Annotated in this window: 20 protein-coding genes, 1 tRNA gene and 2 pseudogenes; 6 read left to right on the top strand and 17 right to left on the bottom strand. The window is 65.7% G+C overall.

Annotation, left to right across the window (positions count from 1 at the left end):
* Positions 1 to 403: 403 nt before the first annotated feature.
* Entirely contained in the window at positions 404 to 1432 is a 1029-nt protein-coding gene (locus tag BMX37_RS05295) for a cupin-like domain-containing protein (protein ID WP_093664446.1), read from the bottom strand.
* 235 nt (positions 1433 to 1667) lie between these two features.
* Between BMX37_RS05295 and BMX37_RS05290 the strand changes: the two genes are divergently transcribed.
* Together BMX37_RS05290 and BMX37_RS18440 are read left to right on the top strand one after the other, a co-directional pair.
* Positions 1668 to 2714 (top strand): glycosyl hydrolase family 18 protein, encoded by a 1047-nt coding sequence (locus tag BMX37_RS05290; RefSeq protein ID WP_170841853.1) that lies wholly within the window; start codon positions 1668 to 1670, stop codon positions 2712 to 2714.
* A 214-nt stretch (positions 2715 to 2928) separates the two neighbouring features.
* Complete coding sequence (locus BMX37_RS18440) at positions 2929 to 3171, top strand: hypothetical protein (protein ID WP_139198024.1); 243 nt, start codon at positions 2929 to 2931, stop codon at positions 3169 to 3171.
* Here the strand turns inward: BMX37_RS18440 and BMX37_RS05285 are convergent.
* A complete protein-coding gene (locus tag BMX37_RS05285) occupies positions 3158 to 4636 on the bottom strand; it encodes a tryptophan halogenase family protein (protein WP_093664444.1) in 1479 nt (492 codons plus the stop codon). The genes BMX37_RS18440 and BMX37_RS05285 overlap by 14 nt on opposite strands.
* Positions 4637 to 4786: 150 nt before the next feature.
* Here BMX37_RS05285 and BMX37_RS05280 point away from each other — a divergent pair.
* A pseudogene (locus tag BMX37_RS05280) lies at positions 4787 to 5017 on the top strand (IS110 family transposase); the annotation flags it as partial.
* A 323-nt stretch (positions 5018 to 5340) separates the two neighbouring features.
* Positions 5341 to 7281, top strand: coding sequence for an energy transducer TonB (locus BMX37_RS05275; protein ID WP_093664443.1), 1941 nt, complete (start codon positions 5341 to 5343; stop codon positions 7279 to 7281).
* Positions 7282 to 7430: 149 nt separating this feature from the next.
* Here BMX37_RS05275 and BMX37_RS05270 read toward each other — a convergent pair.
* The 4 genes and pseudogenes from BMX37_RS05270 to BMX37_RS05255 form a co-directional block, all read right to left on the bottom strand.
* Positions 7431 to 8590: pseudogene (locus BMX37_RS05270) on the bottom strand (IS3 family transposase).
* 698 nt (positions 8591 to 9288) lie between these two features.
* Entirely contained in the window at positions 9289 to 9594 is a 306-nt protein-coding gene (locus BMX37_RS19110; protein WP_244501400.1) for a ParB/Srx family N-terminal domain-containing protein, read from the bottom strand.
* A 61-nt stretch (positions 9595 to 9655) separates the two neighbouring features.
* Positions 9656 to 10081 (bottom strand): hypothetical protein, encoded by a 426-nt coding sequence (locus BMX37_RS05260; protein ID WP_139198022.1) that lies wholly within the window; start codon positions 10079 to 10081, stop codon positions 9656 to 9658.
* Between the two features lie 444 nt (positions 10082 to 10525).
* Positions 10526 to 10615, bottom strand: a tRNA-Ser gene (locus tag BMX37_RS05255).
* Between the two features lie 154 nt (positions 10616 to 10769).
* On the opposite strand from BMX37_RS05255, the gene BMX37_RS05250 reads away from it, so the two are divergent.
* The gene (locus tag BMX37_RS05250; protein WP_093664441.1) at positions 10770 to 11516 is read left to right on the top strand and encodes a DUF1134 domain-containing protein; all 747 of its coding nucleotides are present in this window, start codon (positions 10770 to 10772) and stop codon (positions 11514 to 11516) included.
* 15 nt (positions 11517 to 11531) lie between these two features.
* Here the strand turns inward: BMX37_RS05250 and BMX37_RS05245 are convergent, their stop codons facing one another.
* Positions 11532 to 12854: a dihydroorotase gene (locus BMX37_RS05245; protein WP_093664440.1), complete on the bottom strand. Its 1323-nt coding sequence runs from the start codon at positions 12852 to 12854 to the stop codon at positions 11532 to 11534.
* 67 nt (positions 12855 to 12921) lie between these two features.
* On the opposite strand from BMX37_RS05245, the gene ygfZ reads away from it, so the two are divergent.
* Positions 12922 to 13662 carry a CAF17-like 4Fe-4S cluster assembly/insertion protein YgfZ gene (gene ygfZ, locus BMX37_RS05240; protein ID WP_093664792.1) on the top strand — a complete coding sequence of 247 codons (741 nt, stop codon included), beginning with the start codon at positions 12922 to 12924 and terminating at the stop codon, positions 13660 to 13662.
* A gap of 446 nt (positions 13663 to 14108) precedes the next feature.
* Here ygfZ and BMX37_RS05235 read toward each other — a convergent pair whose 3' ends face one another.
* From BMX37_RS05235 to BMX37_RS05190, 10 genes are all read right to left on the bottom strand, one after another.
* Entirely contained in the window at positions 14109 to 15215 is a 1107-nt protein-coding gene (locus BMX37_RS05235) for an OmpA family protein (RefSeq protein WP_093664790.1), read from the bottom strand.
* A gap of 114 nt (positions 15216 to 15329) precedes the next feature.
* On the bottom strand, positions 15330 to 15830 hold the full coding sequence (locus BMX37_RS05230) for a DUF2793 domain-containing protein (RefSeq protein WP_093664439.1): 501 nt from the start codon (positions 15828 to 15830) through the stop codon (positions 15330 to 15332).
* Positions 15827 to 17344, bottom strand: a complete 1518-nt coding sequence (locus tag BMX37_RS05225) for a GTA baseplate fiber-binding domain-containing protein (RefSeq protein WP_170841852.1) — start codon at positions 17342 to 17344, stop codon at positions 15827 to 15829. Before BMX37_RS05225 ends, BMX37_RS05230 begins: the two co-directional genes overlap by 4 nt.
* A 69-nt stretch (positions 17345 to 17413) precedes the next feature.
* Positions 17414 to 17896, bottom strand: coding sequence for a terminase large subunit domain-containing protein (locus tag BMX37_RS05220; RefSeq protein WP_093664437.1), 483 nt, complete (start codon positions 17894 to 17896; stop codon positions 17414 to 17416).
* The gene (locus tag BMX37_RS05215) at positions 17893 to 18267 is read right to left on the bottom strand and encodes a hypothetical protein (protein ID WP_139198020.1); all 375 of its coding nucleotides are present in this window, start codon (positions 18265 to 18267) and stop codon (positions 17893 to 17895) included. Before BMX37_RS05215 ends, BMX37_RS05220 begins: the two co-directional genes overlap by 4 nt.
* A gap of 571 nt (positions 18268 to 18838) precedes the next feature.
* Positions 18839 to 19114 carry a hypothetical protein gene (locus BMX37_RS05210; protein ID WP_244501399.1) on the bottom strand — a complete coding sequence of 92 codons (276 nt, stop codon included), beginning with the start codon at positions 19112 to 19114 and terminating at the stop codon, positions 18839 to 18841.
* A 39-nt stretch (positions 19115 to 19153) separates the two neighbouring features.
* Entirely contained in the window at positions 19154 to 20263 is a 1110-nt protein-coding gene (locus tag BMX37_RS05205; protein WP_093664435.1) for an ABC transporter permease, read from the bottom strand.
* Positions 20260 to 21432: an ABC transporter permease gene (locus tag BMX37_RS05200; RefSeq protein WP_093664434.1), complete on the bottom strand. Its 1173-nt coding sequence runs from the start codon at positions 21430 to 21432 to the stop codon at positions 20260 to 20262. Before BMX37_RS05200 ends, BMX37_RS05205 begins: the two co-directional genes overlap by 4 nt.
* Positions 21429 to 22439, bottom strand: a complete 1011-nt coding sequence (locus BMX37_RS05195; protein ID WP_093664433.1) for an HlyD family secretion protein — start codon at positions 22437 to 22439, stop codon at positions 21429 to 21431. The genes BMX37_RS05200 and BMX37_RS05195 overlap by 4 nt, the downstream gene beginning before the upstream one ends.
* Positions 22436 to 24025 carry a TolC family protein gene (locus BMX37_RS05190; protein WP_244501398.1) on the bottom strand — a complete coding sequence of 530 codons (1590 nt, stop codon included), beginning with the start codon at positions 24023 to 24025 and terminating at the stop codon, positions 22436 to 22438. Before BMX37_RS05190 ends, BMX37_RS05195 begins: the two co-directional genes overlap by 4 nt.
* Between the last annotated feature and the right edge of the window lie 112 nt (positions 24026 to 24137).

Raw genomic sequence — 24137 nt, 5'->3', positions numbered from 1 at the left:
TGGCGGATTTCCGCATGATGAAGCCCGGTCTGCACCTCGCTGATCGCCCGATGGTCGTGCGTGGCCCAACACGTCATTCCGGATCGATGGAAGCGGCAGCGTTCCCCGATAGCGCTGACTTCAGGCTTGCGGGTGTCCGTCTTGCATCGAACGCACAGAAGTCTGTTTCCTGTCAGCGCAGATCGGCGGGGCAGGTTATGCGGCGGATGTTGCGGTACGCCAATTCGATCCGGCTGCCACCATGGATAACGTAAGCCAGCCTGGCGCGCTCCACCCTCTGCGGCGCGATGGCGCGATCACGCTGCCCAACTCATGAACCGGGCGGTTCAAACGATTTGACCAAGCCGCCGGGACCGATGCCATGGCGATCAGCCGCGCAGCCCATGCGCGACGGCTGTGACGATCAACCATGCTCCAAGCGCTCAAGCTCCTCGTACAGCAGATGTCTCGTGAAATAGCGCCGCTGTTCACTCGACGATCCCAAAACCCCGCGCGCATGATCAGGAAGATGGTCGCCCACGGCCGACGCTTCGTCGCCGAAAACATAATGGTCGAACCAGCTTCGCCAGGCGTCGCGCTCGCTGGCGGGCAGATCACGGATCGCGGAAAGGCTGTGGATCATCGCGTTCAGCGGCGATGCCCTGGAGGTTTGCGGTTGCCAGTAGTTCACCAGGATATTCAGCTCGTCCAGCGCGCTGACCTGGTGCCACCACAGCGCCGGGATGTAGATCGCGTCGCCGGGTTCCAGATCGGCGACGAGCATAGCACGCTGCGCCTCCGCGAAGTCGGGATAACGGTTCAGATCGGGAGCGAGCGGATCCACCATGCTGACCGGCTGCCCCGCTGGCGTGCGCTCCAGCGGACCGACATACAGGTTGCCGACCTGCTCGGGCGGGAACAGGGTGAAGCGACGGCGGCCGGCGGCCACACAGGCGATGTTGTTCGACATGTCGAAATGCGTCGCGATGCGGGAGCGATTGCCGATCCAGATGCGCGAGGTCGCACCGGAAAGCGTGATCGGAAGCGGATGATCGTGTTCGAACCCCGCCAGGTTTTCCGCGGTCGGCGCCGCACCGGCATACAGGGCAGGCGGTTCATCCTCGCCCGCCAGTTCGACCAGCGCTGCCAACAACCGGGTCAGCGTCGCCTGCTCTGCGTTGAAGTTGAGGCCGCGCATGTCGTCCGCATAGAAAAAGCGCCCACCCTGCGCGTAAGGCGCCGTGAAGACGTTCAGCGGGCGCCCGCTGTCCAAACGGACAAGCTGCTCCGCGACCGCGCCGATGCCCTTCCGGGCCGCAGCCACCAATGGCCATGCGGACACCAGTCCGCGCATGACGACGGGCATGGCGTGCGGCACGATCTCACGCGCGAACCTCGCCTGGTCAGGAACCGGCACGCTGGGCACCGTGCGTTCGGGAGGCATGCTGCTCATGCGTGGCGGTCCTTACCGTGGTGTTCACTGGTCCACACAAACATAGTCCAACACGAAGGTCGCGGGAAAGATTTAGGTCCAAGTTTGTCCGGATGGTGAGCACGGCTCGGCAAGCGCCGCAACAGCTTATGCGGTCACCGCCCGATACAGGGCGCCATGATCCTTCTCGCATGACATGTTCGAACAGGTCATGCTAGCCATCACTGCCAGGCAGGATCGGAAGAGGGTGCGCCGGATGCGTCAAACATTGGAACGCGGTGCGACGTGGCTGATCGGCGCCATGCTGGTCACGTGCGGTTCGATCGCAGATGCAGCACCACGATCGGTGTTCATCGGGTACATGCCCGCATCCGCTGGCCTGCCCAACCTGCCGGCGAAAAAGGTGCTCAGCCGCTACTCCCACGTCGCCATCGCCTTCGCCAACCCGAGTGACGAGGCGGCGTTCACCACCGGGGATGCGATGGCGTGCATGCCCGGAAAGGATGCGGCGCCAACCAGTATCGCGCAGCTGCGCCTCACGGTCGACGCGGTTCATCGTGCAGGTGGGAAGGCGCTGATCTCTGTCGGCGGAGGTCTCATACCGTCTTGTTCGGGGGACTGGACCGCGTTGCTGCGCGGAACGGCGCGCGATCGAATGGTGTCTGGGCTTGTGGCGCTTGTCGAGGCGGTGAACGCCGATGGCGTGGACGTCGACCTCGAAGGAGAGTTGCTGAACGGCATCGACCGGGCCGGCGACTACACGCCGTTCGTGGCCGCGATCGGCGCACAGCTGCATCGGCGCGACAAGCTGCTGACCTGCGCCACGGCGTCCTACGAAGGTGGCATGATCCCCCAATCAGCCATTCCCTCTTTCGATTTCGTATCCGTGATGTCGTACGACCGGATCGGGGCGACGTGGGGACAGGCGGGCGACGAGCATTCCACCTTTGAAAAGGCGGAGGCGGACATCGCATTGTGGCGCCAGCGCGGCGTGCCCAAGAAGCGGTTGGTGCTTGGCGTACCCTTCTACGGCTACGGGTTCGGCACCTATGCGTCGAGTTACGGCTATCGCGATCTGGTATCTGCCTTTGGGTCCACGGTCGAAACCGCCGACGTGATCGGCAATCGGTGCGCGGGATGCAGCTATATCACCTACAACAGTCGCGCCACGCTGCGACGAAAGGCGCAGCTTGCCCGGAACAAAGCGGGCGGGATCATGGCGTGGAACGTGATCATGGACACGGACGACGGGCGCCTTTCCAGCGATGTCGGCGCGGCGCTCGGCCGAGCGCCGCGCAATTGACGTGGAATGGTAAGTCCTAATTACCTCTGGGAGTAATCGGTTTCTATGCCCCAAGCGAACGTAGTTCGTCGTTGATCAAAGCAGCGGAAGCGCCAAGCAACCAAGGGGCCACCCCGATCCACTTGCGGTAGCGGCTGCGCGTTTCGATCCGTTCCAACGTAATCAGGATTGATGAAGCAACACCCGCCGAACGAACCTCGCCAAGAGCTTCGACGTGCCGCGCATCACGGTGGAGACACTCGAAGTGGTCGAATATCGACCCGGGCGCGCTTTGCAGGGCCTGCGGCGATCCTGCTCACCGACGACAGCCGGGATCGATGGACAAACCCCGACGGCTCAGCCGGCCTTGTTGATTGAGCGTCGCAGCTTCCTCGCCGATGAACCAAGGGCGGAGGTCGCCCGGTCCTTACATCGCGGCAATGCCTGTAATCTCGTGGCGGAACTCAAAGCGACCTGACGCCCCTGTCCATCAGGAACGATGCATGGGACGGCAGGGACGCTGCCATGGCGGCGGCCCGGTCGCGCAGTTGCTTCAGCCGGAGCGCAACAGCATCCTGCGGCATCGCGGCGGCAATCGGATGATGATCGAGCGGCCACAGCCCCTGACCGGTCAGGACCGCCAGCCAGTTGGTGGGTCCGAACAGGTCGCCTCGTTCGTAGAGGATCGTCCCCGTCGCGGTAAACGCCTCCAGCCGAGCGAGCAGGCTGTCGGGCGGAGACTGATCCCGTACGGCGGCCCAGAACGCCGTGTCCATACCGTCGCTTGTCCGATAATGGGCGATGACGAAGTCGCGTACTGCCTCATATTCGGCAATCGTGTCGCGGTTGAACCTCTCGACGAGGCGCGTATCGATGGACCGATGCGGAAACAATGCGAGCAGTCGGATGATGGCGGTCTGGATCAGGTGGATCGACGTGGATTCTAGGGGTTCCAGGAAGCCGGCAGCCAGACCGAGCGACACGCAATTGTGCGACCAGGGCGCGCGGCGGTGCCCGGCGGTGAAACGCAGCAGGCGGGGTTCGGCGATGGCGTCCGTGTCAAGCCGGGCGCTGAGGGCGCGTACCGCGTCGTCCTCGCGCTCGAAGCCGCTCGCAAAGACATAGCCGTTGCCTGTGCGGTGCTGCAGCGGGATGCGCCACTGCCAACCCGTCTCCCGCACCTCTGCACGCGTGAACGGCGGCATGGTGTCCAGCCGCGTTGACGGCACGGCCACCGCACGGTCGCATGGCAACCAGCGGCTCCAGTCGACATAACCCGACCCAAGCGCCTCGCCGACCAGCACCGCGCGAAAGCCCGAACAGTCGACAAAAAGGTCGGCGGAGATCCGTCTGCTGTCGGCTAGGACCACTGCGGCGACATCGCCGGTCGCAGGATCGCGCTCGACGCCGATGACCTCGCCCTCGATCCGAACGACTCCGTTCGCTTCCGCCTGTTCGCGCAGCAAAGCGGCATAGCGGGCCGCGTCGATGTGAAAGGCATATTGCAACGCGCCGTGCGGCGTGGTGCGACCGAACCGGTTGTCGCGGGCGGCTGACGCTTCGGGACTGATCGCGACCAGATCGCGAGAGCCGCCATCGGCAACGTGTCGCAGCCAGAGATGGTGGAAGTCGACTCCCGATGTGTCGGGACCAAGGAAGCCGAAGGGGTGGAAATAGCGGCTGCCTGGCCCGTTCCAGCCTTGAAATTCAATGCCCAGCTTGAAGGTGCCGCCGGTTGCGGAAACGAACTGATCCTCGTCCAGCCCCAGGTAACGGTTGAAGTCGCGGATACTCGGCACAGTTGCCTCGCCGACGCCCACGGTGCCGATGCGATCCGATTCGATCAGGGTCACGCGCTGGTGTCGCCCCAAACCGCGTGCGATCGCCGCCGCCGCCATCCAGCCGGCGGTTCCCCCGCCCACGATCACCGTCTGTTCGATCACCGTGTCCCGATCCGCGCGGACGTGTCGGAGTGTCGTGGCAGCGTGCGGACCATCGCACCGACCGATCGCAGCGCTGACTGGAGTGCAGTCGCCGTATCATGTTCCGACACGGCGGCGACACGTGGATCTACCGTTCGCGGCACCACCCCCAAGCGCGGCAACATCTACCTGCGGACCCTGCTCATCCATGGTGCGCGAGCAGCGCTGCCGTCGCTTTCGGAAGCCGAAACGCCGTTGGGAAGATGGCTGAAGGCGATGCTCGAGCGAGGCGTTCACCGCAACGCGGTTGTCGTCGCGCTCGCCGACAAGCTGGCACGGATCGCTTGGGCAACCTTGCGTAACGGTACCACCTTCGAGCGGGTCTACCCCACCGCCGCGTGATCAGATCGGCAACGCGCTGAACCGCGTGTAGCCTACGGTGTTTGCAGGAGGGATCGAATAGATGGCCTGACAGTCGATCGGCGTTCGGAAAGCCCGGTGAACGAAGTGGTACTCATGCCGTGGCCGTTAGGGGGCACTGAACGCGCGGATGTCCATCTTGGCCGTGGGCTCACCCACGAGACCGCATACGTTGACGCAGACTGATCAGATCATCCGAAAATCCAGCTTGCAAACGGGGCGAGCCATACGTTCGTTCATCGCAGCCCTGAGCGGCTTGACGCTCGATCTCACCTCGGGAATGTTCTTGGCGGGGGGAAATCGAGATGGCGAAATTTGGGCGAATCTGCACGGGCATCCTGCTTGCCGGGACGTGTTCGATCACACTTGCCGCTTCGCCTGTACCGCCCGGCGACGGGCGTGCGGTCGACCAGGCTCTAACGGCGCACGACTATCGACGTGCCGCGATCGAGCTGAACACCTTGGTGGCGCAAAGACTACCGCCGACCGACAAGGCGGGCCCAGACCCTCTGCTCGACCGCCTCCTCGCGCAGCTCATATCGGTGAACGGATCGCCGGCAAGCGCTATCACGCTGCTGACCAGGCTTACCTCCGATGCCAAGCTGCGCGACCTCCCTCATCATCGTCTCCTGCTCGCGACGGCGCGAGAAGAGGCCGGCCAATTCAAACAGGCGGAACGGGACTACCAAACAGTGCGCGCCGACCGCGACGCGACTGCTGACGATCGCCTCAGCGCCGCTCTCGGCTACGCGCGCCTGCGGATGATGGAAAGCCCGGACGAGGCAGCAGCCGCTTTGCAGGCCACGCAGGCGCTGCCGGGGCAAGCTTGGGAAGTCGATCTCCAGCGGGCACGCGCCGAGGCGCTCGGAGGGCACGAGGACGCATCGAGGGCGTCGCTGGGCCGCGCATGGGCCGAGGCACCGCTTGCCGGCGCGGAGCAGGCTGCGGCGGCGCGAGTGGCTTCCGACATGTTGGTGGCTGCGGGCAGGACGGGCGAGCGCAACCGGCTGATCGCGCTGCTCACGGTGGACCGGCTCAATCGCGGCGTCAGCACGGGGCAGGACGTGCTGGCCGCTGACGTCCCGGTCTGCGGTTTTTCAGGAGTGAGGCCGGAGGACAGTGTCGCCATTCAGTTCGTCCGGCAGGCAGCGCCCGGACGGCCGAGGTTCTCACTCATCTGGGCAAGTCGCCCCGGCATCGCCACGGTTTTCCTGAATGCCGTCGCCCGCGACCCGGATTACAGAATCCAGGACGGGCAGGCCACGGCAATCGTCCTCAAATGTCGCACCGCGCCGGCCGCCGACTACCAAGTCAAAGCGAATCTGGAAGATCAGGTTCTGAGCTGGAGCACCGCTCGGGGCGCCTATCCCCTGCTGGATACGGGCGACGAAACCGACGCAGCGGCATTGGCCAGCGCCCTTGCGGAACGTGAGCGGCGGTACGGGCCGACATCAGTGATGCTACTTCCCGTGCTGCAGCGCATCTTGGCGGCTACGGTCGCGGGCGGCTTCGGTAGTCAGGAGGCACGGACGCGAGCCGCGGCGCTGTCACACCGGATCGCCGACATCATCGGGTCGAACGGCGGCCCACCAGACCTCGCCCTCCTGAGCACACTTTCTGCAACGTCGCTTGACGTCGCAGCGCAGAACAAATCCGTCGCAGCCGCGCAGGCCGACTTCCAGATGCTGTTGGAGCAGGCTGGCAAGAACAACGCCGTCTCGCTAGACACCCTCTACACGCTTGTGAGCGGGGCAACTGCCTTATCTCAGGCCCCCAGCGTTCTTCGCACCCAGCTGCTCGATCAAGCGCTCGCGGTGGTCAGGGCACACTCCAGCGCGCAGGACCCACGCACGCTTGCCTTGGCTTTACGCCTGATTGGCGTTCGAAGCGAGCAGGGCAATGCCGAGGCTTTAAGCGGTCTTGTTCGCGAGTACGGGTTGGCGCAGGACCTGTGCAGCGTTGCCGCTCCTGCGGTGAAGTTCACTTCCTCGAACATCACCGCCGACGACTATCCACCGGACCTGATCCAAGCACTCCTGCAAGGACGAACTGTGCTGGAGTTCAGCATTGACCCGACTGGCGTAGCACGAACCCCGCGCATTCTTGTCTCGGATCCGCCTTTCGCTTTCGACGCCGTCGCCGTCGCGAAAAGCTCAACGCTCAACTATGAACCGGCGAAGAGGGCCGGAACGGCCTACACGTGCCGTGCTCAGACCCAAGCGGTGCGGTGGCAGCTGCCGTACTGATACGTTAACCCAGTCGGCCGGCTCGACCCAAGAAGCGACATTTGGCGGCCCGTCGCCGCTCTGACGTGCTCCCCAAAGCTCTACCAGTCATAACTGGAGTTTGGGGTTGGTTTGAGCTGCTACCCGTTCTTGGACCACTCGGCTGGCCGTCATCCAGCATCTGCCGGCAGCGGCGGGCCATGTGCCGCTGACCAGTTCACCAGCGAAATCGGCGTCTTGTTTCCGATCGCGCTGTGTGGCCGCACCTCGTTGTGGTCTTTGCGCCAAGCTTCGCATTTTCGGACCGCGTCGTCGAGGCTCATGAACCAGTGCTGGTTCAGGCACTCCGCCCGGAACTTGCCGTTAAAGGACTCGATGAACGCGTTGTCCGTCGGCTTGCCGGGCCGGCTGAAGTCGAGCGTGACGCCGCGGGTGTAAGCCCATAGATCCAGGTCACGCGAGATGAACTCGCTGCCCTGGTCGACGCGGATCGACGCCGGATAGCCCACCTCGGCGCACACCCGTTCGAGCACCTCCACGACGTCCGGCGCCTGGAAGTTGAACCGCGGCACGACCGCCGGCGAAAACCGGCTGAAGGTGTCGACCACCGTCAGGATGCGCAGTTTCGGTCCCGTCGCAAGTTGGTCATGGACGAAGTCCATGGCCCATACCTCATTCGAACAAGACGCCGCGCAGCGGCCTTCTCTCAGCTTCGCCTTCACCCGGCGCTTCGGTGGCTTGTGCCGCAGCTGCAGCCCCATCTCCTTGTAAAGCCGATATATCCGCTTCGCGTTCACGTCCCAGCCCTCCCGCCGGAGCAGCACGTGGATGCGGCGATAGCCGTAACGCACCCGCGTCTCGGCGATCTCCTTCATCCGCTTCTTCAAATCGGCCTGATCGGCACGGCGCCCACGATAGTGGTAGCTCGACCGCTCCGCCCGGAGCACCCCGCAGGCCCGCCTCATGCTGACCTGCCAAGTGTCGCGGACATCGTCGACGAGCTGCCGGCGCCGGTCAGGCCTCAGAGCTTTCGCGACCCATTCGGCCTACGATCAATCCCCCGGATTGATCGTCAAACGGCCTCATCCTGCAACATCGCCTTCTCGAGGCTGAGGTCAGCGGCCAGCCGCGTCAGCTTGGCGTTCTCCTCCTCAAGCTGGCGCAGCCGTCGCATCTCTGACGGCATCAGCCCCGCATACTTCTTGCGCCACGCGTAGAACGTCGCCTCGCTGATGCCAGTCTTGCGGCACACTTCGCCAACGCTCGTCCCATCTTCGGCCTGCTTCAGCACGAAGGCGATCTGCGCCTCCGAAAACTTCGATCTCTTCATCGCTCACTCCGCTTCCCTGGCCCTCCTCCATAACTGGAATTTTCCAGCTCAAAGCGGTCCAGAAAACGGGCAGCAGGTCACACGCGCTGGCGACTGGCCGTACGGCGTTCAGCAGCTAGTCGAGAAATTGGCCACCATCGATACGTTAAAAGGCGATCCGCGCCTGGTGGAATTGCAGCGGCGGATCGCCGGCATTTAGCTCGGGACCAACCGCACGATCTCGACCGATCCTACCAGCGCGTCCACTGAAAAGGTCCGAGGAGGGGGACTGATTGCTGTGGAAGCACTACACTGGGCAAATGTCCGGGGATTTTGACGACTTCATCGAGCTCGATCGCACTTTCCGCGACCTCGCCATATCTGAGGAGGAAGCTGACGACGCCAAGATGGTGCGCCTGTTTGCACGCGAGGCACCGACGGGCTGGGCGGAATTGCTCGCCGAGCCGCGCGTCATCATCCTGGCGGAAGCCGGGTCGGGCAAGACCGAGGTGATTGCCAAGCAGCCACATGTCGCCAGAACCAGTAACGGCGAGCGTGTCAGCGGCTACCTCCGGAACTTCGTCGGCATCGTTTACGCCCGGATCGCTGGCGCTGAGCAGCGCTTCCAGTTCACCGCCGTCGAACCCCGTAAGGGCAAGATCGAAGTCGGCTTCGGCAGCGAGGATAGCACCGAGTTCAAGCTGCAGGAGTTCCTTGTCTCAGCCGGCGAGTTCGGCAAGACGGTTGTCGGCAATGACATACGCGCGCCGCTCTGCCTCAGACAGATGTTCAAGCCGCAGCACAGGGACACGCTCCAGCTTCAGCAGCCTGGCTGCTGCCACCCTCCCATGCCCGGCGATAATCGTGTTCGTGCCATCGATAAGCACCGGATTGGTGAAGCCGAAGCGCTCGATGCTGCGGCAAATCTGCTCGATCTGGGCCTTGGAGTGCGTACGCGGATTACGGTCGTGGCTGCGCAGCGACGTAACCGTCGCGGTTTCGAGTTTGTCGGGTAGATGGATCACAGGCCTGCTCCTCAATGTGGAGCCGAACTGTTGATCCCGCTAACGGCGCCACGCTGTCAGATCAAAGGTGGGTCGTTTTCATGCGGGAGATCTCGTTAAGCAGATGATTACGGGAGATGCTTCCAAATCGGGGCGCCACCCGATCGGCGGCAAGCTTCATCGGCTCGAGATCGCCTCGCATCCGCTTCGTCGGATCTGCAGCGCGCTCAGCTCGAATATCCTCGGCCTCGAGTTCGATCCAGATATCCGCGATCCTCAACATGGCGTGCGATAGCTTCGAAACCGGACGCCCCGTCGGCTTGCGCAATTCGCCGTGCAACGCCCGGAGCAGATACTCGCGCAACGTTGCATCGGGTACGCAGTCCGGCGTGTTCTCAAGGATCAGCATGAGGTCTTCTGACAGAATAACCCGCTGATCGTTCGCGCGGGGCGTCAGGCTTCCGGGTTGCGTCGGGTCCCATTTAGCCCAGGGTGAAGACAGCTCCATCTCACTTCTCCTTCCCGCACTTCATCGCGCGCAGAGGTGAATGCCACAGTTAACGGGCACTAAAAATCCTTGCGCCTCGGATGTACTACCCTGATCCCGTTCCCGAATGTCCCTGATCAGGCGCCTTTTCTTCACCTGCTGATTTGAAGCAATAGATGCCCCAGTTTCGCCAAAAATGGCGGAATTCTCCCGTCTCTGGCGGGGAAAACATGTAACGCTAGTGTGCGATTTACCGTTTTACCCCTGTTTCTTGATGAAAACAGGGAATTGGCCTTGATCGCATAAACGGTACTGCCGGCCCTGCCGGCGGAGAAGATGGAAGGGATCTCGGCGTCGATCGATGCCTCGGCGCATTCTCGAGGTATCGCAAAGGGGTAGAACCGCGCGGAACTGCGCCGTTTTAGCCCTCCCGCTGAGGCTCGATATGCATATAAATAGACTAAGTGGCGGAGACGGAGGGATTCGAACCCTCGGTACGGTTTCCCGTACGACGCTTTAGCAAAGCGTTGGTTTCAGCCACTCACCCACGTCTCCGGCTGCGGCGGATTGGCCTATAGCGACAGCCTCGGCACGGATCAACCATGGTCTCGACACAGACTTGGCGAAACGAAAATCGTTGCCAACATGCTCGTTCATTGCACCGCAAGGAGCATAGCCGTTACCATGGGTCTGAAGCGGAGACATTGGAATGAAGATGCGGGCACTCGCGAAGGCGCTGACGTTAACCCTAGCCCTTGCAGGCAGCATGGCGGGTGCACAGGTTCGCACCGTTGACCCAAACCAGGCGATCGATCGCGATCTTGGCGCGCCATCAACGGCGGCCAGCACTCCACCCACATATGCGACCGCTTCGGACCCGGTCGACCCCGCCCCCAGTCAACCTGCCGTTCAGGCGACCTCCCCCGCCGTGTCGCCGTCTCAGGCGAGGGCGGACGCAACCACCCAGGCGGAAAACACCTACGAACGAGACGACCTTCTTGCCGCTGCGGAGGGCGTTTTCGGCAAAGGTGCGCAGGGGCTTGCCGGCATCCTCGAAAAGGTGCTGAAGGAACAGGGCCGGCCCAATGCATATATCGCGGGTCGGGAGGCGTCCGGCGCCATCGTTGTCGGGCTACGCTATGGCTCCGGCGTGATGACGCACAAGGTCGAGGGGCAGCAACCCGTCTATTGGACAGGCCCGTCGCTCGGCTTCGATGTGGGCGGCGACGCGAACAAGGTCTTCGTCCTGGTGTACAACCTGTACGACACCGAGGATCTGTTCCATCGCTTCCCGGCCGCCGAGGGCCGGCTTTACTTCGTGGGCGGCTTTGCGGCGACCTATCTGCGTCGTGGGAACGTGGTGCTGATCCCGATCCGCCTCGGCGTTGGCTGGCGGGCCGGTGTGAATGTCGGTTACATGAACTTCACGCACAAATCCCGCCTGCTTCCCTTCTAAACAGGCAGAGGCCGGTCATCCGAACTCGACGGAGTCGAAACGGATTGGCCGGCCGGTGGCGTGGTCGCCCAGGCTGCCTTCCCACATTGCCGTCGCACCTCGCACGATCGTACCCACCGGCCGACCGGTCAGCCGCATGCCGGTAAAGGGCGACCAACCCGCCCGCGACGCCAGCCACTGCTCCTCCACCGTCCAAGACGCCTTCAGATCGACGACGGTCAGGTCGGCATCGTACCCTACCGCAATGCGTCCCTTCCCGGACATGCCGAAAATCCGCTGCGCCCCTGCACTGGTCAGGTCGATCAGCCTGCGCATCGTCATGCGGCCGTTCGCGACATGGTTGAGCATCAGCGGCAGAAGAGTCTGCACTCCCGGCATGCCGCTCGGGCTGTCCGGGTAAGGCTTCGCCTTCTCCTCACGGGTATGCGGCGCGTGATCCGATCCGATAACATCCGGCATCCCCTGCCCCACCCAGTACCATAGACCGTCACGATGAGCCGCCGATCGGATGGGCGGGTTCATCTGGGCAAGCGTGCCCAGGTCGCGATAGGCCTCCTCGCCCGCAAGCGTCAGGTGCTGAGGCGTGACTTCGCAGGTTGCGATGTCCCGGTGCTGTGCGATCAGCTCCAGTTCCGCCGGCGTGGTAACGTGAAGGATGTGGATGCGCCGGCGCGCCGCGCGCGCCAGTTTCAGGATGCGCGTCGTCGCGATCAGCGCGCTTTCATCGTCACGCCACACCGGATGGGACGCCGGGTCGCCAGCCACGCGCTCGTTGCTCCGCGCGTTCATGCGATCCTCATCCTCGGCATGGATGGCAACGCGACGATGGCCCGATGCCAGGACACGTGCCAGCTGCGCATCGTCCGAAACCAGCAGATCACCCGTGGAGGCACCCATGAAGATCTTCACCCCGGCGGTACCGGGCAGACGCTCCAGTTCCGCCAGCTCCGCTGCATTGCGGTTGGTTGCCCCCACATAGAAGGCGTGGTCGCACCACATCCGGTCGCGCGCGCGATCCAGCTTGTCGGCGATGGCGTCTGCGTTGTCGGTGTTCGGCTTCGTGTTGGGCATCTCGAACACGGAGGTCACGCCGCCCAACACGGCCGCGACGCTGCCGCTTTCCAGATCTTCCTTGTGCACCAGCCCAGGCTCTCGGAAATGGACCTGAGTGTCGATCACGCCCGGCAGGATGTCGAGCCCGGTGCAATCGCGCACCTCGCCGGCATCGCCACGCGCACCGATGGCGGCGACCTTCCCACCCGTGATGCCGATGTCCGTGACGATCGGACCGTCGGGAAGATGGACCGTACCGCCCCTCATGATCAGGTCGAAGGTCATGCATCCCCTTTCACAGCGTTCCCGTCATCCCTAACGTCTCCCCATGGATGAGGCTACCCTGGGAACCATGCTCGACGACCGCGCAGTGCTGCGCCTGTCCGGGCCGGATGTGCGCGCTTTTCTACAGGGTTTGGTGACCCAGGACGTCGAGGGCACCTTGCCCCGCTGGTCCGGCCTGCTCAGCCCGCAGGGCAAGGCCCTGTTCGACTTCCTGCTTTGGGAAGACGACGAGGACATCCTGATCGATTGCGAAGCTGCGGCAGCGGAAGCCCTCATCCGCCGCCTGTCGATGTATCGCCTCCGCCGCGCGATCACGATCGAACGTGATCCGGATCTGGCGGTGCACTGGTCGCCGACCCGACCGGCCAGTGATCCATGCGGCAGCCTCGACCCCCATCCCGATCCGCGTCTGGCAACGCTCGGCTTCCGTTGGCTGGCGGCTCCTGCGACACCGGCACACGGTTGGCTGGAGCATCGCCTACGCCTCGGCGTGGCCGAGGGGCAGGCTGAGCTCGGCGATGGAACGACGTTGTGGCTCGAGTGCAATGCCGAAGAGCTGAACGGGGTCAGCTACAGCAAGGGCTGCTATATCGGGCAGGAGAACACCGCCCGAATGCACTACCGTGCGAAGGTGGCCCGACGCCTGTTCGTGGCGCCGATTGAACCCGACGATCGGGCTCGTGTGCGTTATCCTGAACTCGGACTGATGGTGACACACCGAAGGATAGACACACTCGGCAACGTTCTCTTGCCCGCATGGCTGCCCGATCAAACAGCGCCAGGCGATGAGAGCCAGTCACACACGTGAGCCATAGAGCAGGCGCGTGAGCCTGTGCTCACGCCACGACTCTTAATTTCCCTGGAGGCCCTGTTCAGGGCCGGGCTTACGTGCAGTCTGCTGCCGCAACGACTTAGTCTGGGGCATAGTGTTGACCATATTCGGGGGCTGTCTCACTAGCGCTCGCTCGCCTTCAGCACTCGCCTAGTAGCAGAATTCACCTGCCGGCCGTTCATCCCTGTGGCCGCCTGGTTCTGCGCCCAGTGTGGCTCGAGCGCTGCCTATGATTGCCCGATGACCAGCAAACCAGCGCTCGAGTGGTCCGTCGTCCGCCGCAGCGGTGAATCAGGAAAGCCGGGCCGCCTCAACTCGCTGATTGGGCTTGAGACCTTAAACAGCCAAACCGCACCGTCACTTCGCAACAAAAAAGGGGCCGGCTTTCGCCGACCCCTCTTCTGGTCTTCCGAAGGAAGGTCTTACTGGCCCGAACCCGGACCGTAGGTCACTTCCACGCGACGGTTCTGAACCTCGCGGACGCCATCGGCAGTCTCGACGCGCGGACGGCTTTCGCCGAAAGCTTCCGTCGTGATCACGCCATCCGGGATCGCGTGGCTGCTGAGGTACGCCTTGACCGAGTCCGCACGACGCTGGGACAGGCCCACGTTGTAGCTCGCGGAACCCGAACGGTCGGCGTGACCGGCCAGCATGACCTGCGCGTTGCCGCAGCTCTGATACTGGGTGACGGCGTTGTCGAGGATCGACGCGGCCTCCGGCGTGATGTCCGACTTGTCCCACTCGAAGAACACGATGAACGGTCCAGGAGCGCACTGCACCACCGGCGGGGGCGGAGGAGGCGGCGGGGGAGGAGGCGGGGGCGGCGGGGGCGGAGGCGGAGGCGGCGGTGCAGCCGGCTCGCCGAAGTTGTAGGTCACGCCGCCCAGGATGCTGTGCGAACGGAACCGACCCTCGCTGGTGCGGCCCAGCGTATCACCCAGCTTGACGTTGTCGGCCGAGAAGAAGCGATACTTCAGGGTCGCGTCGAGGTGATCGCCCAGCGGCGCACGAATACCGGCCAGGCCCTGATAGGCGAACACGGTGTCCGAATCATCAATGAAGCGGGTGTTGCTAGTCAGACCGTAATCGGCCTTGACGCGAGCGACACCGACACCGCCGCCGACGAAGCCCTGGATGCCGTCATCGTCACCGAAGTCGAGCAGGCCGTTCAGCATGAAGCTGAGAGCCGAGGTCTTGCCACCGGCATAGTCGTAGGTGCCGGCAACCAGCGGCGTGCCACCAGCCGGATTCGGCGTGGTACCAGTCGAGCGATAACCGTCGACAGTCGCGCGACGATAGCCAACTTCGGTCTCGACGCGGAACGCGCCGAAGTCGTAACCGACGACGCCGTCGACATCCCAACCATAGTCGTGATCGACAGTGGCCGTGGTCGTACCGATATCGTAATCGATATCCTCGACAATCATCCCGCCGCCCTCGACGCCAACATACCACGACTTGTCGCGGGCCAGCGCGGGCGAAGCGAGTGCGGTCGAGGCGAGTGCCAAGACGATGGCAAGCTTCCGCATCATAATCCCCTTTCTAGGATGTCCTGTTCGGACTGGCCAAACCACCTACAGAAAGCTTGGTTGCGGCGCAAGGTGACAAAAGCTGGAACTGTTGCTGACATGCAACAACTTCTTTCATGCCGCAATCAGCCCATGACCCACTAGCGCCTCGAGTATCGCCTCTATCGTCACGCGCGCTTCGACATCGACGACGGAGCCGGAGCGTGGCGGATTGATGACACTGCGGCGTTCGCCGACAACCTGCCGTCCTCCGATAAGAAGTTGTTTTCCCGCCAGTTCTCCGGTGATCCATCGTCCGTCATGCCATCGGCTGTGCAAGGCGACGGCCTGGTTCCACACCAACATGCCCTCGACCGGCGCGACGTAATGCCACCCGCCTTGCGTCCAACTCGCGATCATGTTCCCGCGCGTCTGCCAAACTCCGGTCGCGATTGCAGGAACGATCCAGCATTGGCCGGCTTCGGGATCGGACGGCGGGTTCGTGACAGAGTCCGAAACGACCTTGGCGTGCAAGACCGTGTCGATCACCGCCAGCGCCTCGTTATGGGTAAGTTCCTTTTGCGCCTGCCCGGCCTGAAGCATGGACATGGAAAACCGCGCCGTTGTGTCGTTCATCGATCAACTCCTGTCAGGATGGTTCGAGCGGGTGGTGACTCGCCAAAGGTTCCGCGCTGGCGCACCTCGACGGACAGCCCCGGGAACGGCCCTTCCGATCCGGGAACGTGCAGTTCCGGCGCCGCCGTCTCGACCTCCGCGTTTCCACCCTCCCACCGCAGGGACACGCGGTACCGCTCGCCCTCCTCGGCAAGGGGAACGTCGGTTCCGTCGATCCATCGCCAGCCAGCCCGGCTCCGGCGAATCCAGCGGATCGACAGCGTGCCTGGCTCATCCAACTCCGCCGTCAATCGAACGGGCGCAGGCGGGACGACGGACGTGCCGACAATCACCGTTTCCGCGATCGACCCGCCGGCGTCATCCCCCACCCCGCTCGCCATCACGCGTACGGATGTTCCCATCGTGGAGAGCGGCAGGTCGAGAAGCCGCACGCTTGCCTCTTCGATCAGGACGAAACGATCACCCGCGCGTTGGGTCCCGACCGCCGCCTCGGTACCGCCCTTGCCTCGCAGCAGCCTCGACAACCGCCATCGTGATGAGCCCAGCGGCTCCGCCCGCGCGAACTGCACCAACTCGTCGCCCACCAGCGCCAGGTTGCGACCGCCATCCAGTTGCCCATCGTCTGCGTCGACCAGCATCATGTCGCCATTAGCCAGTTTGACGATCAGGCTGCCGTCTTCATCGATCATCAGCGCGGTTCCCCCACCCGACGGCTCCGCCACCCTCCCGATCACTCCAGTCGCGGCAGTTGCCCCGCTTTCCCGCCAACTCCCGCCCCCGTCGAAACTGAGCAGCAACGCGGCGCGGCGCCAGCCCGGCTCGGTACCCGCCGCGACAACTGCAAGCCTCGGCGCCACGGCGGGAACATCGTCCAGGGTCGGCATCTCGAACGCGGCGATCAGCGTACGACCGGCCTGCACATCGGCCGCAATGACAGCTTGCCCCCCGTCAGCACGTGACGCGGAACCGCCGGACTCCACGATCGGAGTCAGCGTCAACCGCGTCGCCATGCCCTCCGCGCTGGCGCTCACCACGCGCCACCGACCTGTCTCGCCTTCGACTCCCACCACGCGACCGGGCCCGATCGCCAGCCCCTCCAGACCCAGCGCCACCACGCGGCGCACCCGCTCGGCTTCGGCCCGGCGCAGCATGCGCTCCGCATGCGCCTTGGCATCCTCGGGCAGCATCGCGGCGGGCAGTTCGATGCGCTCCTCACGCGTGCCCGCTCCCGGTCGCCGCGCGCGTTGCACGCCCATCTGATGATCGCGCTTGGGATCATAGTGGCTCACCGCGAAAACACGCGGCACTGTCTGACCGGGCGACATCGACCGGCTCGTGCGGACGCCCCTGCCCTCCACGGCGACGCCCGCGTCGCGCACGATGACGGCCTCATCGTCGACACCATCGCGAAGGAGGACCGCACCGCCCTCCGACGCCCACCACCCACCGCCGAGCATCGCCAGCGTGTCCAGCACGGCCGCCATGCTGCTGCTCGCGGCAGAAAGGCCTGGCAAGGCTGCACCCACCTCACCCCCCGCTTCGCCGCAATCTCGCGTGCGATGTCACCGGCCGTCACCGCTCCCTCATCCGCCACGACCTCGAACGTCAGCGAAGGTAGGCGGGTCCGGCGCCACCGCCGAATAGACAAAGGCCTTGGCACCCGATGCGAAGGTGAACACGCCCTGGTCGCGGCTCCAGTGATAGCGTTCGCCCGCATGCGCCACCGCGATCAGGCCGCTTTCCCCCTCCACCATCACGCGCGCCACGTCGCCGGCGGTCGCTCCGACCAGCGCGATCCGCCCCCCCGGCGTCGCCCGCGCTAGGGCGCTGACCCACTCCGCCCCGGCCCGCGTCTTGCCGAAGCCGCGACCGGCGCGGATCAGCCACACGCGCCAGTCACCGGCCGGTGCCAGTTGCCCGTCATGCGCCCAACTCGGCCAGTGATGCACCAGGCTGCGCTGCCCACCCTCGGTCAGCGCCCGCAACAGCCGGACCCGCTCCTCGACCGGCAGGGCTGCCATGCGGCGCAACAGCGGTCGCAATCCCGCTCCCTGCGCCACCGTCATGCCTCCTTCGCCAGCCGCTTCTCGATCGCGCCGATCCGTTTCAGCAGCAACGCCTCCACCGCGTCGATCGACATGCACGGGATCGCACCGCCACGGCCCATCCGCTTCTGGCGCGCATCGTGCCCAGCGATGATCGCGTGCGCCGCCTTCAGGTCGACGACGCCGGTCTTGCCCTCGGCCGTCGTCAGCGCCTGTTCCAGCGCCAGCATCTCCAGCCGGGCGACACCGGCATCCAACGCCTCCTCCCACCGGTCCCGGAACACCGGGTCCGCGGTGCGCCGTCGATAGATGCTGGCATGCGGCAGGCCCGCTTCCCGCGCCGACGCCGCGACATTGGCCGTCTGCCCCAGATGGTCGAAGAAACGGGACATCTGCCCCTTCGTCCACGCCCGCCGGTTCTTGGCTCCACCGTCCATACCGTCGTCGTCCTTATCGGGAGAGGCGGTCGGGCTAACGTCTACCGTAGCCGCCGCCTTTTCGCGCGGAGGGCGCTTGGCTGCGCCCCGCCCGATCGTCGCGACCTCCTCTTTATGCCCCCCGACCCGGTTGCTGCCCTTTGCGGTAAGGCTCGCAACACGCGTCGACCGCTTGGCCGCCGCACCCTTGCGGCCAGTCGCCTTAGCGCTCGACGTGCTTGCGGCTTTCTTGCGCGGCGCCTGAGCGGCGGCACGCGGCGTTCCAGAACCTGAACCGTCCTTATCGCTGAGGCCTGCCATTGCGGCGGGCTCTTGCCCACTCACGGCCCCGCCCTCGCTCATCTCGCCCCCCGGCCACGACGCAAAACGGGCCGGGACGATCGGGGAAGCCCCCAGCCGTCCGGCCCGAATCACAATTCTTCAGCGTTCCTGTTATGTACCTAAGGAGCGTGACGCTGTCAAGAGGAATTAGCCGATCTGGTTAGCTGACACCGTGGCGTAAACCACGGCGCCAGCTGTAATCCGATCAGTTGCTGTCGGAACCGTCGTCATTGTCGTTGACGATAACAAAGACGCCGATCGCCGCAAAACCCGCGAGGATGATCGCTGCCAGCACGCCGCCGCCGCCGGCCAGCTTGTCGCCCTTGGCGGCCGGGCCGCTGGCGCGGACGCTCTTGGCGACCGACAGGCTGGACGCCGGGTGGCGAGCGGTGCTGCCTGCGCGATGGTGGGTGCGGCGATCAGCGACAGGCCGGCCAAGGCCGTGGATACCGTCTTCATAAGCGGCACTCCTTTGTGACACATGAAGCCGGCGGCTAGATCATCCGACTAGCCCACGCGCCTAGGCGCTTCGCTGGCGATTTAGGCCCATCCCTACCTCACATCGCCACAACCATGTCGCGCCATAGGCGAAAACGAGCGCCATCATCACGATCAGCGGACCCGCCGCCTCATCCACCGTCGCACCCATCTGGTTGAACCGCACCAGCAGGTGCATCGCCGCCGTCGCGGGTGACAGCCACGCGATCGCCGAAACCCATCCCGGCATCTGGTCCAGCGGCCACGCAAATCCGGCCAGGAACACCAGCGGCACCGATGTCGGCATCAACAGCTTCAGCGCGTCGTCGCCGTCGCGGAACCAGCTGCCGATCGACAGGCCCAACGCCGCTACCGCCGCGGAGAACAACGGCATCGCCAGCAACAGCCCACTTATGTTGCCGCCCCGCGGCACGTCCTGCACCCAGTAAGCGAATCCGAAGAAGAACGCCTGCCCCGCCACTCCCAGGACCACGCAGGCCAGCCAGGTACCGATCGCCTCCCGCATCCCGCGCCGCCACGCGCCACGCCTGCGCCGCTCCGCGATCAGCCGCGCCGCCGTGAACAACAGCGTTTGTTGCAGGATGATGTTGGCGATCGCGGGAAAGACGTAATCGCGATACCCGCCGGTCGGATTGAACAACGCCTCCGTCCGGATCGGCAGCACCACCCTGTCGGGCGCGAGACCCAGCGCCCTGCCCACCTGTTCCGCCTCGGCGGCGACCACCTCGCCCAGCGCCCGCGCGATGCCCTCGGCGCGCACGAAATAGCTGCCGTTCAGGATCACCGCCACGCCTGCTCCCGGCCGACCGGAAAGAACCGCCGCCGACAGCCCCCTCGAGATCAGCACGATCCCCTCCGCCCGCCGCTCGCGCAGCAACTCCCGCGCCTCGGGCAGATCATGCGCTCGCGCGACGATCCGCACCGCCTGCGTGCCCGACAGGCCCCGCACGACGCCGCGCGACAGGACGCTGTTGTCGCCGTCCACGACCACCAGCGGCAGCGCGACGACCTGTTGCTGCGAATAGGGCGCGGGATAGTAGAAGGCGTAGAACAGGACCGACACCACTGCCAGCGACAGCAGTTCGCGCACCGACAGGATTTCCAGCAACGTGCGCTCGAACGCGTCCCTCATGTCCGCGCGCGTCCCGCTCTCGCGATCAGCAGCACCGCGCCGCCGCCCGCGATCAACGGATACAGCAGCATGACCGCCGTCTCCCGCATCAGCGGCCCTGGCGCCGCGCCGATCACCGTGTCCATCTGCAGGCGCAGGTAATGGGTCAGCGGCAGCGCCGCGCTCCACAGCCTCGCGATCAGCGGCGCGCCGTTGATCGGCAGCGATGCGCCCGAATAGGCCAGCGCCGATCCGGTGATAATCACCGCACCGGACAGCGACGTCGCGACGTTGCGCGTCACGGCCAGCAGCAACAGGCCGACGGATGCGGTGGCGACGAACAACAGCGCCAGCCCCACGCCGACGACCCACACGCTGCCCTCCAGCCGGTACCCGCGCGCCAGCGTCAGCCACACCAGCCACCCGGTGCCCCACGCAGTTCCGGCCAGCACGTGCGGCGCCATCCGCCCCGCCAGCACCGCCGCGACGCCGCGGGCGCGTTGGCGCCTTGCAAAGGCCGCAAAGGCCCCGTCCCGGATCAACAGGCCCGCCGACCCGATCGCCGTGATCGCGACCGACAAATGCAGGATGCCCGGCCCCAGCAACAGCCCCAGATACCATTCCAGGCTCAGCGTCGGATTGCCAATCAGCCCCACATGCACACCCGGCAGCGCCCGCCGGACCAGCGTCAGCGCCTGAAGCCCGCCACCCCCCTTCGTCTCGGCCAGGGCCGTCCCCACCGCGACCTCGAGGAAGGTGGAGGCCAGCGTCCCAGGTGCCAGGAACTGCGCTTCGTAAAGGATCTCGATCGGTTGCCGCCCGGGGCGGCCATCACCCACGCCATGGGGCACGACCAGGACCGCCACGGCCTGCTCCCGCCGCACCGCCGACAGGGCCGCGCCGATGTCGCCCGTGACGTCGACCACGGCCAATCGCGACGACGCCCGCACGCTTCGCACGATCGCGCGCGCCGTGGTGCCGCCGTCGCGGTCCACCACGACAACCTTCAATCCCGTCAGCGTTCCCGGAGAGATCATCCCCGCCATCAGCGCCAGCAGAACGGCCGGCAGCACCGTCATCAGCGCCAGGTCGAAGCGACGCCGCACCAGCCGCCGCACCTCTGCGGAAAATGCCGCAGCGAACCCCTGCGGCTCGGGCGCATCGGCGCTGGCATGCGCGTCTGCCGTCATTGCGGCCAGTCGAACAACACGCTCATGCCCGGCCGCAGCCCGTTGACGCGCTCGACCGGCCTCAGCGTCACCTCGAATGCGCGCACGTCATATCCGCGCGCCTGCCGATCGGCGCGCACCGTCGCGAACTCCCCCTGCGCGCCGATATGACGCACCCGGAACCGCACGACACGGTCCAGTCCAGGTACGCGCCCCGCCAGCACGCGTCCTTCGCTCAGGCCAGCCAGATTGTCCTCCCGCAACGTCAGCAGGACCCGCGGATGGTCGATGTCGACGATCTGGATCGCGGGCAGAACCGGACTGACGATCTCGCCCGGCTGCACCAGCCTGCGGGAGACCTCGCCCGCGATCGGCGACAACAGCCGCGTCTCTCCATTCAGTGCCGTTGCCGTGGCCGCGCCCGCCTCCGCCACCCGAACCTGCGCGTCTGCTACCGCTTTCGCCTCCGGCCGTACCCCTGCGATGGCCTTGGCGTACTGCGCGTGCGCCGCCTCGGCCGTGCGCCCGCTGCTGTCGCGCAACGCATTTGCCTCGTCCCGGCGCTGCGCGGCGATCACACCCTGCGCATACAGCCGATCGGCCCGCGCGCTGCTCGTCGCCGCCAGCGTCGCCTGCGCCTTTGCCGCCAACCATGCCGCCCTCAGGCTGGTCACATCCTCCGACCGCGCGCCCTGATCGGTCAGCGCCCGAGTCGCGCGCGCGCCGTCCAGCACCGCCTGCGCCTGACGCTGCGCGTTCGCCAGTTCCGGGCTGGACAGCACGGCCAGCACCTGCCCGGCGCGGACCCGGTCGCCCTCCTCCACCAGCATGCGGTCGACCCGCGCCAGCGCCTTGGTGGCGACGTTGGCGGTGTCGGCCTCCACCTCGCCCTGCAACGGGATGTGCGCCGGCCGGCTCGCCAGCCACAGCCCGATCGCGAGCAGCACCGCTACGACCGCCAGCCCGACCCACAACAGCACCCGCGCACGCCGCGATGGCGGCCGGTCGGGATCATGGTCCCCGCTCATCGCACCGGTTCCGGCAGGACCCGCTGGTCCGCCCGCGCCAGATGATCGCCGAACGCCTCCAGCCGGTTCGACGCAGCCAGCAATCCCGCCAGCGCCAAGTCATATTCATAAGCGGTCGCGATCCGCTGCGTCCGCGCCGCCGACAGTGCCGCCTCGGCGGCCAGCACGGCCGTGATCGTCGCCTCCCCTTCCCGGAACGAGACCTGTTGCACCCGCAAATTCTTCTCCGCCGCCGCGATGCTGCTGTTCAACAACAGGAACGACCGCCGCGCCCCCTCCACCAGGTCCCACGCACGCGCAGTCGCCGCATCGGCGGCCTTGCGCGCCTGCGCCTCCGTCGCGGCGGCCGCGGCCTCGCGCTCCTTCGCCGCGGCGAGCAGGTGCCCCCGGTCAACATTGGACAACAGCGTGATGCGCGCACCGACGCCCACGATCCAGTCCGGCTCGGTCGGCAACGCGTTGTTCCGGTTCAGATTGTACTCGCCGAACGCGAACGCCTGCGGGCGGTACCGCGACCGCGCCAGATCGACGCCCGCCCCCGCCAGGTCGCGGCCCGCCGCCGCCTGCCGCGCCTGTGGCCCCTCCCCCGATCGACCGAGGAAGCTTGCCACCGGCGCCAGAGGGCGGGAATCGACGAACAGCGGCGTCGTCGGCCTGACCCCTGTCATGTCGAGCACTTCGGACAGGTCGCCCCGCGCCGAACCATGCGCCAGCGACGCGCGCTGATACGCCCCTTCCGCCGTGTCGCGCGCCACCTGTGCCTGCAAGGTCACGGCGCGCGGCGTCACGCCCGCCTGTTCCAGCTTCACCGCGTCGCCGTACAGCTTCGCCAGCGCATCGCGCGATTGCAGCGCCGACGCCTCCAGCGACTGCGCCGCCAACTGGCCGAAATACACCCGGATCAGGTTGATCCGCGCCACCTCCCGCGCTTGATCGGCCTGCGCCCGCGCCAACGACGTGCCCGCCGCCGCGCCCCGTTCGATCGCCGGGATGGCGCCGCCGGTGTACAGCGGCATCGCCGCCTGCACGGTCGGCCGGAACACCGTTTCGCGATACCGGTATGACAGCGTGTCCGGCACCAGTGCGAACAGCCCGGGCAGCGCCTGCGACAAGCGCCCCGTGATCTCTGCCGCAATCTCCTGAAACGGCGCGGGCACCGTGGCGGGCAGGCCGGCGAGCAGATCCTGCGCGCCATTGACCGCATCGCCCTTCGCGTCCGACAGATCGACCGAGAACGTCTTCTGATATTGCAGGTACTGCGCCGACGCGCTGACCACCGGCCGCCGCAGCGTCGCCAGCGCGGCCTGCGTCTCACGCGCCGCGTTCACCGCATGATCGGCGCCGGCCAGTGCGGGCGAGGCATGTTCCAGCCGGGCTTCCGCCGCCTGAAACGTCAGCGCGACACCGTCCGCCGCCATGGACTGCGCATTGGCAGGCCACGGCGTCATGGCCCCGGTCAGCAGCATCGCGCGAAGCAGGAATGGGGCCGGGCGGATCATGGTGTCCGCCTCCTTGCACAATCGGGCCGACACGGCCACTCCCAGCATCAGGCGGCGGGCGCCCTTCCCGTCAGGACGGCGTGCCACCGCTCCGCGGCCAACCAGGACATTTCTGCGCTCAAGGGAGCCGGCTTGCGCCCTCTCACCTCTCGACCTTCGCTGACAGTCAGCAGGCTGTATGATCCGGCTGTTCAAGCGT

Origin of the sequence: Sphingomonas gellani (assembly GCF_900110035.1) — a bacterium.
GTDB classification, from domain to species: domain Bacteria; phylum Pseudomonadota; class Alphaproteobacteria; order Sphingomonadales; family Sphingomonadaceae; genus Sphingomonas; species Sphingomonas gellani.
This window is presented reverse-complemented; position numbering and strand designations above follow the sequence as displayed.